This window comes from Bifidobacterium dolichotidis (assembly GCF_003951975.1).
Lineage (GTDB): Bacteria > Actinomycetota > Actinomycetes > Actinomycetales > Bifidobacteriaceae > Bifidobacterium > Bifidobacterium dolichotidis.
In genome coordinates this window covers 169,036-185,376 of sequence record NZ_QXGM01000001.1, presented here as the reverse complement: position 1 = coordinate 185,376, position 16,341 = coordinate 169,036, and the positions used below count along the sequence as shown (strand labels likewise).

6 protein-coding genes are annotated in these 16,341 nt (G+C 51.2%); 5 read left to right on the top strand and 1 reads right to left on the bottom strand.

Going from position 1 to position 16,341, the window contains the following annotated elements; genetic code table 11:
- The first annotated feature begins 70 nt into the window (after positions 1–70).
- From D2E26_RS00670 to D2E26_RS00650, 5 genes are read left to right on the top strand one after another with little or no spacing between them, the layout of a single operon-like run.
- Positions 71–1,612 (top strand): serine/threonine-protein kinase, encoded by a 1,542-nt coding sequence (locus D2E26_RS00670; RefSeq protein ID WP_125962793.1) that lies wholly within the window; start codon positions 71–73, stop codon positions 1,610–1,612.
- Positions 1,609–7,230 (top strand): Ig-like domain-containing protein, encoded by a 5,622-nt coding sequence (locus tag D2E26_RS00665; protein WP_125962792.1) that lies wholly within the window; start codon positions 1,609–1,611, stop codon positions 7,228–7,230. Before D2E26_RS00670 ends, D2E26_RS00665 begins: the two co-directional genes overlap by 4 nt.
- Positions 7,231–7,238: 8 nt before the next feature.
- Positions 7,239–8,576 (top strand): MoxR family ATPase, encoded by a 1,338-nt coding sequence (locus D2E26_RS07450; RefSeq protein ID WP_125962791.1) that lies wholly within the window; start codon positions 7,239–7,241, stop codon positions 8,574–8,576.
- Positions 8,577–8,584: 8 nt separating this feature from the next.
- Positions 8,585–9,751: a DUF58 domain-containing protein gene (locus tag D2E26_RS00655; RefSeq protein WP_164515811.1), complete on the top strand. Its 1,167-nt coding sequence runs from the start codon at positions 8,585–8,587 to the stop codon at positions 9,749–9,751.
- The gene (locus D2E26_RS00650) at positions 9,748–12,093 is read left to right on the top strand and encodes a transglutaminase TgpA family protein (protein WP_125962789.1); all 2,346 of its coding nucleotides are present in this window, start codon (positions 9,748–9,750) and stop codon (positions 12,091–12,093) included. Before D2E26_RS00655 ends, D2E26_RS00650 begins: the two co-directional genes overlap by 4 nt.
- 145 nt (positions 12,094–12,238) lie before the next feature.
- Here D2E26_RS00650 and D2E26_RS00645 read toward each other — a convergent pair whose 3' ends face one another.
- The gene (locus tag D2E26_RS00645; protein ID WP_125962788.1) at positions 12,239–16,258 is read right to left on the bottom strand and encodes a DNA-directed RNA polymerase subunit beta'; all 4,020 of its coding nucleotides are present in this window, start codon (positions 16,256–16,258) and stop codon (positions 12,239–12,241) included.
- Positions 16,259–16,341 lie beyond the last annotated feature (83 nt).

The window sequence follows — 16,341 nt, the reverse complement described above, 5'->3', positions numbered from 1 at the left end:
CTTCGTACTATGGCTCCACGATGACGCAGCAATGGTGCTGTGAGTAGTGATTCGGACCAAAGGAGGAGCCATGCAGTGCATTGATTCACGATTGGAATCTGTTATGGATCCTCCTGTGCTTGAGGGGTTCTCGTATGTGCAGCTGCTGGGCGTTGGCTCAACTGCTGTGGTGTTTGAGTATCGGCAGCAAATTGTGGAACGCAATGTGGCTGTTAAAGTGTGGCGGCACCGACTTCGAGCGCATAGTCGTGATCGGTTTGAGCACGAGGCTGCGCTCATGGCTCGGTGCAGTGCATCGCTGGAAAGCGGAGCTCATGCTTTAGTTCAGGTGCATGCTGCTGGAGTGACGAAAGATGGCCTTGGTTATCTTGTTATGGATCTCGCTCAGCAAGGCAGTTTAAGCGAGCGCCTTGGTTTGCATACTGTTGAATCTACGCAATGGCTCGAAGCGCATCATACGTTAAATGCTGTTGACATGTTGCAATTAGGCATTGGCCTGGCGCATGCCTTGTCAGTGCTACATCAGCAAGGCATTGTGCACCGTGATATTAAGCCGTCGAATGTGTTGTTCGACGCTGCTAATCATGCGATGCTTGCTGATCTTGGCGTGGCAGCCGATTCGTATGAGACTGAGGCTACAGGATTTTCGCCGTTGTGGGCGGCTCCTGAAGTTGATGCTGCACATAGTGGCAATGAAGCTGCTGACATTTTTGCGTTGGCAGCCACATTGTATTGCTGCGTCGTCGGCCATACTGTTGCCGAGCATATTGCTGTTGCTCGTGCCGATCAGTGCAAGCATGCTGTTAGCTCTGCTCACGACGGCCAAGCCTATTCAAGTGACGAACACTGTTCAGATGATTACGAAACGGTGTTATTGGGCCACTTATCTGAAGCTCAAGTACCCGATATTTGTGCGGCTTCTCTTCTGCATGCGTTGCAACCTGAGATTGATCAACGACCACATTCCGCGCAAGCTTTTGCACAAGAGCTTGAGCAAGCTTTAGCCGATATAACCGCGAGCGCTGGTTCTGAATCAATAGCAAGCGCTGCGCCTGCAGACAGTCTTATTGCTCATTCGCATCCAGCTCGCGCTCAATCTGTTCCAGCTGCAGGTTGGCTGCGCTGTGCTATGCCTTGGATATTTCCGATTGTTACTGGTGCTGCTGTTACTGCTGTACTCATTGGCATGCATTGGAGTGCTTCGTGGACTACCTCTTCGTCTCAATCGGGAGCAACGTACGCAACGCCTCATCCTGAGCAGCATCATCCTAGCGGAGACATGTCTGTCGTGGCATCGTCGCCGAATGTGCCATCGGTGCAGGGCCTGCATGGAGTTTTCGACAATGCTGAGCATCCATCTCTTGCTACTTTTTCTTGGACTAATACGGATCCTCAGCAGGGTGATCAGTATGCATGGCATCGTGTAGATAATGTCGAGCAGACTCATGACTCAATGCAGCGACCTCGGCTTATTTCTAGTTCGCAAGTGACTGTTGATGCTGTCCATGCAACGCATATTTGCATTGCTGTGAGTCTGGTTCGATCTAGTGGGCAAATGTCTGCGACACCAGTGGTTGCTTGTGCTACTCGCCCATCGCAGGTGTCATCATGAATCCGCGTCAGTCGAAGTTTATGCGTGCAGTGCTTCTGATGAGCACGTTTGTTGCAGCGCTTGCCTGCGGCTTAGCTGCGATTGTGCGGCATATTGAACAGCCTCAAATGGTGCTTGACGATGGCAGTGTTTGGGTAACGTCTCAGTTTGATCGGCAAGCAGTGCGGTTCAATGTGCGTAATCGTCAATCGAATGCTGTTGTTCCATCGCAATCGAATCATGTTGATGTGCTGCAGTCTGGTTCTTCTACGGTTATGGTGCAGGAACGTGCAGCGATCAATATTGATGCTGCGACGCTTGATACTTCAACTCCTACTGCTGTGCCTCGCAATATCACTCTGCTTATGAATGGCCCTACCATTGCTGCATTTGATACGCAGACTGGTGATGTTTGGCGCGGTTCTGCCGATGATATGCAATCACTTGATTTCAGGAATGGTACACCGCTGTTGCAGTTAGGTGCTCATGCACAAATTGCTGTTGATTTTGAGGGAACAGTTTATGGATATCGGTCTGATAATGCGACTGTTTGGTCTGTGAAACTTGGTGAAACAAGCAGTCATCAAATTGCTTCATTACATCAAGGCCGCTCATTGATTGCCGATTCATTTACTGTTGTTCATCGCACGCCAGTTGTTGCTAGTGGATCCACTATTTATTGGCCACATGGATCTGCTCAAATTGATGTTGCCTCCATGCACAAAAACACAGCTAACAAAGCAATTGCTCATGACGAGTTACCAGTACAACTGCAGCAATCTCCTTCAGATGCTGTGCAGCAACATTGGGTTGCGGCTGCTACTGCATATGGTTTAGTTACTGTGCCGTTGCGTGTAGGACAGCAAACGGCTTCTGTTTTGCAGCACGGTTCACAATCTTCTTTTACTCAGCCCGTATCCGTGCAAGGTTGTGTGCATGCAGCTTGGAGTCAGCAATTAAAGAATTATGTTCGTCTCTGTGAGGCACAGGATCGTGCTCAATTCGTATCACTAGAGCAGATTTCAAAAACGAGCAACGTTGTGTTTCGTACGAATCATCGGTTAGTGGTGCTGAATGATGTTGCTGCTGGTCGGGTTTGGCATCCGCAATCTGGCGTTGAAGCAATAACTGTGCAGTCGAGCGCCGATGCTTCGGAACTCACTGAGCAGCATGATGCGACGGCACAGCATGAGCATACGGTAGCTCAGTTCAAACAAGCACCATGTTCTGAAAACTTTGATGTGCTTCATGCCCGTGATGATGAGTTTGGAATACGAGCACATAATCATGCCACTGTTGACGTGCTGCGCAATGACGAGCTGTCGCAATGTGCTGTGTTACAAATTGCTGAAATCAGTGCCGTTACTGGTGAACACGTTGCTGTTGCTATTGCTCATGACGGGCGCACATTGCAGGTGGATGCTTCTCAAGCGCAGCCTGGTCAGGCTTCTTGGAATTACACGATTAATGATGGCCAGGGGCATACATCAACTGCACGAGTGCAGCTACATATTGTTGGGTCAGGCAATCATGCACCTCGAGTAGCTGATGCTCAGGAGCATGTAGAAGTCGAACAAGGTTCCAGTACTGAGATCAACGCTTTAGCTTCATTTATTGATGATGATGGTGACTCTCTCCTGCTTGAGCATGCGCGTATTGAAAATACTGATGAGGCTGAGGTTTCGATAAGACCCGATGGAATGTTGCGTGTTTTTGCGGGGACTATGAGCTCCGGCACCATGCGTATCCGTATAACCGTGAGCGATGGTCAAGCGAGTACTTCAGATCTAGTTATGGCTACTGTTTGCGCTGCACATTCGCTGTCTCCACGAGTAGATCCTATGTTGTTCAGAGCCACGGTGAATACGCCAGTGCATATTGATCTTGAAAAGTATGTGCATGGTAATGCTGCCGATCCAGTGAAGCTTGCTGAGATTAGTGCGCCGGAGCATGCCACTGTGTCTCGTAATGTACGAGCATTGTCGTTCTCATTGCAAGCTCAGGAAGCTGGCACAGTTGTTGTGCGCTATTCAGTTGCCCAAGGTACGCATACAACAACTGGTATTGCACGGTTTGAAGTACAAGCGCATCAGCAACATAATGCTGCGCCTATTGCAGTTAATGATTTTGCATTTGTTGACAGTACACAAACGGCAATTATTGAGCCCTTACACAATGACATTGATCCAGAAGGTGGCGTACTTACTGTAACCGAAGTTGTGTTTCCATCTGATCAGGCATGCTCGGCAGGAATACAGCGCAATAATCGTATTTATGTTGTTTGTACTGCACTTCCAGAGCAGCCTATGCCATTCACGTATACGATCGCGAACGCCTCACATACAGCACAGGGAACGATAACGTTACTTGCCAAAACTGCTGAATCAGTTCCGGCGATGATATATGCTCCGCCAATTGAAGTGAGTGTCAAGAATCGAGGCATTGTCTCAGTTGATGTATTCGACTATGTTGCCAATGAGTTTAGCGACATTGAACTTGTTGATGTACAGCCACGCGAAGATGAACAGTTCAATGGTGTGCTATTTACCTCAGGAACGCAGATTCGTTTCCAATCCACTGATACTTCTGGTGTTGTTGACGCCACCTATCGATTGCGTAATAGTGCTCATCAGGAAGCTTCAGGCTCTATCTCGTTCCATGTGCATGAGCGTGATGCTGAGGATAAACCTGCTCCTCAGCCACGCATCATCGAAGCGCAAGTTACTGCTGGCGAGCGCCAGCTCATTCAAATCCCTCTTATAGGTATCGATGCTGATGGTGACGATGTACAACTCTTGGGACTTGGTAATACGCAGCCAACATTGGGCCGTGTAGTTGAAGTGAGCGCTGATGCATTGGTATATGAGGCTTTTGCAGATCAGACTGGCACTGATGAGTTTTCCTATGCTGTTGAGGATTGGACTGGCCAACGTGCGCAGGGATTGATTCGTGTTGGCGTATACCAGCAGAATCATGCACAGCCAGTACTAGCTCGCGATGATGCAATTGTGCTACGCCCAAATACAACTGCTAGTGTGCCTGTGCTCGCTAATGATTTGGGTTGTAATGATGAGCCTTTGAGTTTGCAATCTTCTCTTGATGTGCAAGGCCTTGATGATGCTCAGGTTGAAGATAACGCAATTGTTGTGCACACGCCTGCGTATTCAGGCACTGGATACATCCAATATGTGGCACAGTGTTCTACGGGCTTGACTGCTTCGGCAATGGTGACGGTGACCGTTGATATTGAAGCACCTATTGCAGCTCCTGAAGTTTGGGATATTGATGTTCCTGCTGTTGACACAATTGGTAAGCGCACTGTTGAGGTGGATCTTCAGCATGCTATGCGTAATCCTTCTGGCCCATTAGAAGATTTACGTGTATCAGTGCATGAGTCGGCTCATCATGGTGCTCAACTATCGTCGTCGCAATGTGCCGCCTGTGTTGTTGTCACACTTGGTGATGAGGCTCTTTCGATTCCTGTGATAGTGACGAATACGGTTCATCACACTTCTTCTATGGCGTTCATTCATGTACCAGCTTATGGCGTCTTTCCACCGATGTTACGGCCAAAAACTCCAACGGTTCAGGTACGCGCTGGTGATGCCGTGACGCTAGATATCCGTGATTTCGTACGTGTTGGCCCTGGTAAGTTACCATGGCTTGATCGATCACAGTCCCCAACTGCAACGAAGGCGGCACAGCAGCCCACCATAGAAGATGCACATAAGCTCACCTTTGTAGCAGATGAGCAGAGTGGCGGAGAAGCGTCAATATCATTTTTCGTTACTGATACTGATCCAGAATCTATACCCGAACAATCTCGTGTTCAGACTGCTTGGATTACTGTTCCTATTTCGATTGTGCCGTTACAAGCACGACCGCCTACATTGACAGCATTAAGTGTGGATGTTGAAGCTGGTGGTCAACCAGTAACTATTGATTTGCATGCTTTAACCCATGCTCATGAATCGTCGTCTCAGCCACTCACCTACACCGGTGGGCTAGACAATACTTGTATTCATGCCACGGTAACGCATGACGGCACTGCCACAATTAGGGCAGCAAGTAGTTGTGTAATTCCTACTACAGATACTGTTCCTATTCGTGTTACGAGTACGCACGCTGCTGTGCTACAAACCGAAAGCGCTATTACGGTTCATGTGACCGCGCCGAAACAGCCACTGGCCCGTCTGCAACCGCAACATGTGCAAATTCATGCAGGCCAATCAGCAGATATTGATATAGCAGCACAGGCGTTTAATCCATTCCCTGATCAACCATTACCAATTGTTGATGCGCAAGCTTCTGATACTGCTCTGCAAGTCTCTTTCCAGCGCAGCATATTGCATATCAGTACAACAGAGCAGACTGCTGCCGGAAGCTATACCATTCATGTCACTGTTCAAGACGTTTCACATACAGTTTCACGGCAAGTTACTACGACAGTGCAATTGGACGTGCAAGCCCGCCCATCGCCACCGTTACTAATGGTTTCCGAAACCGTAGTTCAATCTGGCGTAGTTACTGTGCACTGGATCCCCGGTCAGGCACATGGTTCGTCAATTGAGCAATATCAAGTTGAATGGCAGTCAGGATCACAGCTCTGTGGCAACCAAACTTCATGCACTATTCAAGGTCTGAAGAACGGTGTGACTTATGAGTTCCGAGTGCGTGCACAGAATGCTGTGGGATGGTCTGAACTGTCAAACAGTGTGCAGGCAAGACCAGATGCTGTGCCTACTGCACCAACACATGTAGTTCTTGAAGGTGGTTACCGCTCTGCCCATGTATCTTGGCGAGCGCCGCAATATGAAGGATCCGCCGTTCAAGCGTATGCAGTCACCATTCATAGCGCCGATGGAACTGCGAAGACTGTGGAGACAACACAGACCGCGATAGCTATCGAGATTCCGATGGATGGAACGTATACGGCTACGGTCCGGGCTCGTAATCAAGTAGGCGAAGGTGCCTTAAGTGCACCAAGTACGAGTGCCCAGGTTTGGTCCGATCCTCAACCGCCCACAGTCACTATTGAACAAGAACCAGATTCTCGCACGGTTCATGGCATGGTCATGGTACATGACTTACACGGTGCTGGTTGCTCGGCAATTGAATTGAGCCGCGGTCAGGTGAATTGCAATGGAGGTTCATTTAGTTTCACGGTTGAGTCCCATGAACTGTTCCATGATCTCAATGTTCAGGCAACGCTCATTCCGTCTCGACCTCATGCTGCTTCTGCACAAGCTCAGTCCAATACGATTCAACCAGGCGTTCCTATTGGTACTGCTGCTGTTACGGTTGCGCGTGATGATGCACGAACCTGCACTGTGCAATGGCAAGTGACGGGTAACGCCGACACAGTACGGGTCATCTTCGGATCTGCGTTTGAATTACATGAGCTTACTGGTTCGCGACAGCTTCTCGTTGAGGCATTACAAGCATGCCCAGCAGCAACCATAATGCCAATGCTCAATGGTCGTGAAGGTACTCCAGTTACGGCAACTGAGCCAGAGCACCAAGGCGTTCAAGACGATCCTCTTATAGATCAAAACTCACCATTAGCAAGCCGCAGCACACTACTTCACGGTCGAATCAGCCACTCCCTTTTCGTTAATTCTTCTTTTGCTACGAGTTAGGAATCATCATGGAATTTTGCAACGATGCAACAGTTTTGAGTGACGCAACAGTGCCGAGTAACGACGATGTCACCATTCACAACGAGCCCGCCCAATTAGGTGACGCAACAGTTGTAAGTGATGGAACCGCTCTAACGGACAGCACGGTTATGAGTGACAGCACGGTTCCAAATGACAGCGCAATCCTAAATGACAGTACAGTTCTGAGTACCAGAGAAGCCTTAAACGACGACACAGTTCTGAGTCCTCCAACTGCACCACATTCGGAGTCAAAGACTGCCTATACACCATCAAATCCAGCGACGAAGAACACCCACATAGCAGCCACAAATGCACCGTTCACAAATACGGATCCACTCTCATCAGATACAGGTCAGCTCTCGCCAGCGCAATTTCATCAGATTTATGAGTCTTTAATCAGCGCGATAGGGCGCACCATTATTGGTAAAACCTCTGTTATTAGGCTGTGCTTTATCGCTCTGATTGCAGGCGGTCATGTGCTGATTGAAGATACACCTGGTACTGGCAAAACAACTTTGGCACGCACTTTGGCAGCACTGCTCCATCTGCCAACCTGCCGTGTGCAGTGTACGCCTGATCTGCTGCCGAGCGATATCACGGGCATCACCATATTTGATCAGCACACAGGCTCATTCCGATTCCGCAAAGGTCCAGTATTTACGAACCTATTGCTCGTTGATGAGATTAATCGTGCATCGCCGAAGACTCAGTCAGCATTGCTTGAGGTTATGGAAGAGCATCAAGTAACAGCAGACGGTACAACCTATGCAGTGCCGAAGCCGTTCCTTGTGGTGGCCACGCAAAATCCAATTGAACAGTCAGGAACGTATGCGCTTCCCGAGGCTCAGATGGATCGGTTCATGTTACGCACTTCTATGGGATATCCGTCACATGACGCAGCCATTACGATTCTCTCCAATACTCATGCTGCCAAGCACACACAATCCGAAGAGATCCCGCTGCCATTAGATAGCGCTGCAACCATATTGGCGATGCAGGCAACTGCTCAGCACACGCATGCTGCCTCTTCCCTGCTTGATTACATTGTTCGCCTTGTTGAATCGGCGCGGCACCAGCCAGAAGTCGAATCAGGCCCTTCGATGCGTGCTGCTCTTGCGCTGCTGAGCTGTGCCAAAGTTCTTGCCCGTATTCATCAGCGCGATTATGTGCTGCCGCAAGATGTAAAACAACTTGCCATCAATGTACTCGCCCATCGCCTCGTGCTCAGTATGCAAGCACAGTTCAATCAGGTCAAACAAGAGGACGTGGTTCAACGAGTGCTTAATGCAATTCCGATGCCGCAAACCGATGCTGTTACACCATGAGGTGCGCTATGACCACGATCAAGTTCTGCAAAGCTAAGGCTCTTAGGCATAACCTGCCAAACATCACCGCACAAGGATGGGCCATGCTTGTCCTCTGCGGCATCGCAACGGCACTGACGATATGTTGCGGATGGCTGCAATCTTTTGCCATTGCAATTTCCTCGGGTGCATTATGCTTACTGAGTTTTATTCAGGCCTTGCGCTCAGCCCCATTGCAGACGCAGCTCGTGAATCTGCCTGACCGTACTTCAGTCGGTTCCAGAGTTACGGCATCCATTCAAGTTACTCACACTGGCCATATTCCAGCTAAAGCCAGTACTGTCACCATACCCATTGGCAATAGCATGCAACACATTCCGATTCCCGCGCTCTTGCCACAGCAGTCGATAACGCTGCCATTCTCTTTTACTGCAGAGCAACGCGAAGTATTAGTAATTGGACCAGCAACTGTGCAATGCGGCGATGTTTTCGGACTTTTTCAACGAAATGCTGCTATGAGCGAGCACTATCAAATTCACGTCGCTGCCTCAACAGTTGCAATCCGTCAGTGGTCACTGCGAGGAAATGCTGATTGCGACGGACTTAGTTCGCAGCAGGTTGTTGACGATGATCTCGAGTTTTATGCATTACGTCAATACACGTGTAACGATGATGCCCGTCGCATCCATTGGCCAAGTAGTGTGCGCACACAGCAGCCACTATTACGGCAATACGTACGCACGCTGCAACCAAGTCTCGTGCTGCTGCTGAATACTCATGCGCAGCAGTATTCGAGTTCCGAAGAATTTGAGCTGGCCGTGAGCTTGCACACTTCCCTCGCTCTCTATGCCGTGCAGCATCATGCGCACTGCGCCGTGCGAGCTGGCCAGCTCTCCTATTCCGCTCACTCACAGTCACAAGTGCTTGATTACAGTAGCCAAATCTGCGAGCACAATAGCACTGAACAGAATCCGCATGTGCTTGTGCATTCCGACTATGTCGTTTTTGTAACCGGCTCCGCGGTCGAAGCTCAGAAAACCGTGCACTTTCAAGATCTCTTATCAAACGCCACGCAGTATCTGATTGTGCAAGCGAACTCTGATCAGCCCTCAAGTATCCAGCGCAAAGCAACATACACCGAACTGACTGTGCAATCGCTTGCTGATTTGCCATTGCTACTGGGAGTACTGCGATGAAAGCGTTCAACAGTATCGTTCCAGCATTGCTCTCACTGTTGGCCGTAGTTCCATTAATCGATGTATACGGATCGCTCGCACTCTGGGCATCCGCAGCTCTACCTGCCGCCTGCTGTGCCACCCTCATTGCATTGCATCATCATCGGTATGCTCAATGGCCTGTTACACTGCTCCTCAGTCTGGTGAGTCAGTTCGTTATAGCACCAGTGTTGTGCTGTAACAACACCACAATCGCTGGTTTTGCGCCGACTCCAGCCACAGTTATCGCAAGTTTCACGGAGTTGTTCCCCGCTTTCCAAACACTGCTCACTTCGGCTGTTCCAGTCAGTTCCAACTACAGTTCACTACTCGTTGTTTGGACGCTCACCTTCTGGGGCACACTGCTGAGTTGTTATGTTGCTCAACTGCATTCTCGACTGGAATTCTTATGTTGTATTCCTGCTCTTGCACTGCTCACCGTTGCCTCGTTGCTTGGTGCATCAACCACTCGATTTGAACTCATTGCAGGCTTAGCTATGACACTGCTTTATGTGCTCTGGTTCTCTTGGCGGTACTCGGTTTTGCGGAAGTCCCGCAGCCTTGCCATTGCTGTGCAACTCGTTCTTTGTAGTTCAGTTACGTTTGCACTAGCACTCTGGTATCCGACGGAACCACTGCGATTACGCGATCATCTCACTACGTCGCAATGGGCTCTTGCTGCAGTCAGTCCCCTAAGCATTATGCGATCGTACGTACAGGACTATCAGTATGAACCACTACTCACCGTGCAAGGATTACCTGATAGTGAGCCCATTCGATTAGCTGTTATGGACTATTTTGATGGCAATATTTGGACTATTGCGCCTCATGCTACATCGCGCAATATGGCATACCAGCGCTACTCCAATAACGCTGCCCTAACACAGGCAAGTACTACATACGAAGTCCAATCTGATGACACATCATTCACAGCAACGGTCACTGTACATAACGGTTTGCATCAGATGTGGCTTCCCACAGCAGGCCAATTGCGTTCATTGAACTTTGCAACAGACTCGGATCGTAGCGAATGGCTGTATAGTGCAGAATCCGCTGCAGCCGTTGTCCTGCAAGGCCTACAGCGAGATACAACGTACACCTTCACGAGCATTCCATTACATCAACCGAGTGAACAGCAAATCAATGCCGTGCAATCCCCGATCCTCCTGCCACAACGCAGTACTTCGTTACAACAGTCAGTATCATCATCACAACAGCCAGCACTATCAGCACAGTCTTCTGCTGCTACGCAACAGTATGCCGGTTCAGCACAGATTCCTGATGCCGTGCAGCAATATGTGACTGCGACGATTTCATCGGACCTTGCTGCTGGTCAGGCTATGTTGCGACTGGCCCGATCACTACACGTGCATGGTGCTTTTTCGCATGGCCTTGCAAACGACTACCCGTCTGCAGCTGGTCATGGCATATTCCGCATTACCCAGTTGCTGAATGCCGATCTTATGGTTGGTGACAGTGAGCAATATGCTTCAGCACTAGCACTTATGGGACGTTGTATAGGTCTTGAAACTCGGATTGTGCTCGGATTCCAAACAGCAGATAAGCAACAACAGTCAAAACATGCTGACGATCAGAGCGCGCAATATCCATCAGAGCGCATGCGTTATACCGGTTCCGATATCAAAGCTTGGGTTGAAGCCAAACTCGATGGCTTAGGCTGGGTCGCTTTCGATCCAACTCCAGATGAAACACAAACACCAGAGTCCTTGCAACAGCAGCAAGTCAGCGAGCAAACAATGAATCGGCAACCACCGATTCCATTGAACGATCCAATTCGTGAACAGGAACAACCACCACCATCTTCGGTGATTGGCGGAGACGATGCTGAGCCTGAACAGTCGCAAAATCAAGTACAGCAACAGTTCTGGCGAATAGGCACGACCATCGCTTGGTGCATAGCACCGATTGTGCTCGTAATACTGGGTTTTGTCGCAGCTATTGCGTTGCAGCAACATCGTCGAAAACGTCAACTATGGCATGGCCGTGTGCAGGCGCGCATTGCATATGGCTGGTCAGTATTAGTGCAAACGGCATGCATCGTTATGAGGCATGATGCCAAACCATTGCTCACGCAATCATTCTCTCGCGAAGAGCAAGCAAGCGTCATCTCTGCATGGTTGAAACCGCAATCCAATAACCGCTTTTACGAAGCTGCTCGCCTTGCTGATCAATACCTGTTTGCAGGTCGTGCGCTGTCCACTAAGCAGGCACATGACTATGCGAAGCTCATTGAACAGCTTCGTAGAACACTGCTGAACCACTTGCCTCGTATACGCAAATGGTTTGCGCTCATGTGCTGCTGATCGCCATTGCTGCGACCACAGCAAACAAAACAGCATCCCCAGCAATAACAAAACGGCCCGCAACCCAATCGGATTGCGGACCGTTTGTAACAAGCTTTACAAAGCTTTAGGGGGCTTCTCTAAACCCGTGCGAAATTACCGCGGATCAGAACGAGAAGTCGTCGCCCAGATCGACTTGACCACCGTTGTCGTTGAGGAAGTCGTCAGGGTTGAAGTCGTCGCCCAGCTTCAGATCGCCGAAGTCGAGGTTCGAGAAGTCAACGTCAGACAGGTCGGCATCAGAGAAGTCGGAATCCAGACCACCATCTTCGGTGAGACCGAAGTTTGGATAGATCGTGTCGCGGATTGCCTTATCTGGCTCAACCACAGCGTTGCGGTAACGAGCAAGACCCGTACCAGCTGGGATGAGCTTACCGATGATGACGTTCTCCTTGAGGCCCTTAAGGTCATCTTCCTTCTCAGAAAGAGCAGCCTCAGTGAGGACTCGAGTCGTCTCCTGGAACGATGCAGCAGACAGCCAAGAATCGGTTGCCAGCGATGCCTTCGTAATACCCATGAGCTCAGGACGACCAACAGCTGGCTTACCGCCGTTAGCAACAGCAGCCTTGTTAGCTTCCTTGAACTTAGCCTGATCAACGAGCTCGCCTGGCAGCAGCTTGGTGTCGCCGGAGTCGATGACCGTAATACGACGCAGCATCTGGTGCACGATAACTTCGATGTGCTTATCGTGGATGTCGACGCCCTGAGAGCGGTACACATTGTGCACCTCTTCGACGATGTTCATCTGAGCAGCGCGTGGGCCGAGGATGCGCAGAATCTTCTTAGGATCCACAGAACCTTCGATGAGCTGCGTACCAGCCACAATGTGCTCACCATCCTTGACGAGCATTGGAGCACGACGCGTCACTGGATACGTGATTGGTTCAATCGTCGTATCGTCAGGCGTCAACGTGACCTGGCGGCCACGCTCGGTGTCCTCAACCTTGATCGTGCCAGCGAACTCGGCAATTGGAGCCTCGCCCTTTGGCGTACGAGCTTCGAACAACTCGGTAACACGAGGAAGACCCTGCGTAATATCAGATGCCGATGCGACGCCACCGGAGTGGAACGAACGCAGCGTCAGCTGAGTACCAGGCTCACCAATCGACTGAGCTGCCACAATACCAACAGCCTCACCGACGTCGACGAGCTTGTTCGTAGCCAGCGACCAGCCATAGCACTTGGCGCACACGCCGCGCTTGGACTCGCAGGTCAGCACCGAACGGCCCTTGACCTCTTCAACACCGTGAGCAACCATGTCGCGCAGCACATCCATGCTCATTGCATCGCCTGCGTGGTAGAGCACTTCACCCGTCTTAGGATCAAGCACATCAGCAGCAAGCAGACGCGAGTATGGACCACCATCAGCAGCCTTGACGAGCACGAGGTTACCGTTCTCGTCACGCTCAGCGACCTTCATAGGCAGACCGCGCTTGGTACCGCAGTCCTCTTCGCGAACGATGACTTCCTGAGAGACGTCGACGAGTCGACGGGTCAGGTAACCAGACTCTGCCGTACGAAGTGCCGTATCAGCCAGACCCTTACGAGCACCGTGCTGCGAGATGAAGTACTCCAGCACAGACAGGCCTTCACGGTAGTTCGACTTCACAGGACGAGGAATAATCTCACCCTTAGGGTTTGCCACGAGGCCTCGCATACCAGCAATCTGGCGAATCTGCATCCAGTTGCCTCGTGCACCCGACTGAACCATGATGTTGACGTTGTTGTCATCGTGGAAGTTATTACGCATGGCCTCTGCAACCTTATCGGTGCATTCGGTCCACAGGTTAATAAGCTCCTGACGACGCTCCTCTTCAGTCAACAGACCGAGGTCGTACTGGTTGTTGACCTTGGCAGCCTGAGCTTCGTAGCCCTTAATGATCTCGTCGCCCTCTGGAGGAGCCACGATATCGGAGAATGCCATCGTCACACCAGACCATGGTGCACGCGTGAAGCCCAGATCCTTCAGTGCATCAAGCACTGCAGCGACCTGCTGCGTCGAGTAACGCGTTGCAATGTCATCGACGATCTTCGAGAGCTTGCCCTTTGGAGCCTGCTCGTTGATGAATGGGTAATCAACTGGCAGCGTCTCGTTGAACAGAATACGGCCCATCGAAGTTGCGAACAGCACGGAGCCGTCGGACAGGCGCTCTTCCTTCACGACGTCTGGGCTACCTGGCTCTGGGTCAACGACCTTGAGCTCGCTTGGCTCCCAGCCGGTAGGCAGGACGAAGTCCTTAGGCAGGCGCAGCAGCACCTTAGCCTGCATATCGATCTCGTGCAGGTCAAGTGCCATCTGTGCTTCGTCGAGCGACGAGAACACACGACCCTGGCCCTTAGCACCTTCCACCACGGTGGACAGGTAGTACAGACCCAGAATCATATCCTGCGAAGGCATCGTCACGGTGTGACCATCTGCAGGCTTCAGAATGTTGTCGGAAGCCATCATCAGCGAACGAGCCTCAGCCTGAGCCTCTGCCGAAAGTGGCAGGTGGACTGCCATCTGATCACCATCGAAATCTGCGTTGAATGCAGCGCAGGCCAGTGGTGGCAGGTGGATTGCCTTACCCTCAACGAGGATTGGCTCGAATGCCTGAATACCCAGACGGTGCAGCGTAGGTGCACGGTTGAGCAGCACAGGGTGTTCAGCGATAACCTCTTCGAGCACGCCCCACACCTCAGCGTCGCCACGGTCGACGAGACGCTTTGCGCTCTTCATGTTCTGAGCGTAGTTGAGGTCCACAAGGCGCTTAATGACGAATGGCTTGAACAGCTCAAGTGCCATTGGCTTTGGCAGACCGCACTGGTGCATGCGCAGCGAAGGGCCGACGACGATCACGGAACGACCCGAGTAATCGACTCGCTTACCGAGCAGGTTCTGACGGAAACGACCCTGCTTACCCTTAAGCATGTCAGACAGCGACTTCAGTGGACGGTTCGAGGCACCCGTCACAGGGCGGCCACGACGACCGTTATCGAACAGCGAATCCACAGCTTCCTGCAGCATGCGCTTTTCGTTGTTGAGCATGATCTCTGGAGCACCAAGCTCAATGAGTCGCTTCAAACGGTTGTTACGGTTGATCACACGACGGTACAGATCGTTCAAATCCGACGTTGCGAAGCGACCACCGTCGAGCTGCACCATTGGGCGCAGATCTGGTGGGATCACAGGGATCACGTCGAGCACCATAGCCTCAGGCTTGTTGCCCGTGGTCAGGAATGCGTTGACGACCTTCAGACGCTTCAGAGCGCGAGCCTTACGCTGGCCCGTACCTGTCTCGATCTCCTCGCGCAGCTGCTTTGCGGCAGCCTCGAGGTCAAAGTCCTGCAGGCGCTTCTTAATTGCTTCAGCACCCATGCAGCCTTCGAAGTAATCGCCGTAGCGATCCTGCATCTCGAGCCACAGATCAACATCGTTCTCCATGTCGCCAGGCTTGAGGCCCTTGAACTTGGTGAACACTGCATCAAGGCGGTTGATCTGGTCATCGAAACGCTGGCGGATTGCAGCCATATCGCGCTCTGCGCCGTTGCGCAGCTTCGTACGCTGGCTACCCTTGACCTCGCCCTCAGCTTCCAGAGCTGCGAGATCCTCTTCCACCTTCTTGGCGCGGTTTTCGATTTCGATGTTACGACGACGCTCAAGGTTGGCGATTTCGGTATCGAACTCGTCCTGCAGGTTTGGCATGTCGTTGTGACGTGCCTCTTCATCGACGCCCGTAACCATGTACGAAGCGAAGTAAATAACCTTCTCGAGGTCCTTTGGTGGGATGCCGAGCAGGTAACCCAAGCGGCTAGGCACACCCTTGAAGAACCAGATGTGCGTCACAGGAGCAGCGAGCTCAATGTGGCCCATACGTTCACGGCGCACGCGGCTACGCGTGACTTCCACGCCACAGCGTTCGCACACGATGCCCTTGAAGCGCACGCGCTTGTACTTACCGCAAGCGCACTCCCAGTCGCGCGTAGGTCCGAAGATCTGCTCACCGAACAGACCATCTTTCTCTGGCTTGAGCGTACGGTAGTTGATAGTTTCTGGCTTCTTCACCTCGCCGTAGCTCCAGCCACGGATGTCGTCTGCGGTGGCCAGGCCGATCCTCAGTTTGTCAAATGCGTTGACGTCCAGCACTGATTAATCCTTCTTACGAATCGTTCGAGTTTGTAAGTTTTTTGACTTCTGCAAGAGTTCCAAATTGGTTCAGCACCTACGCC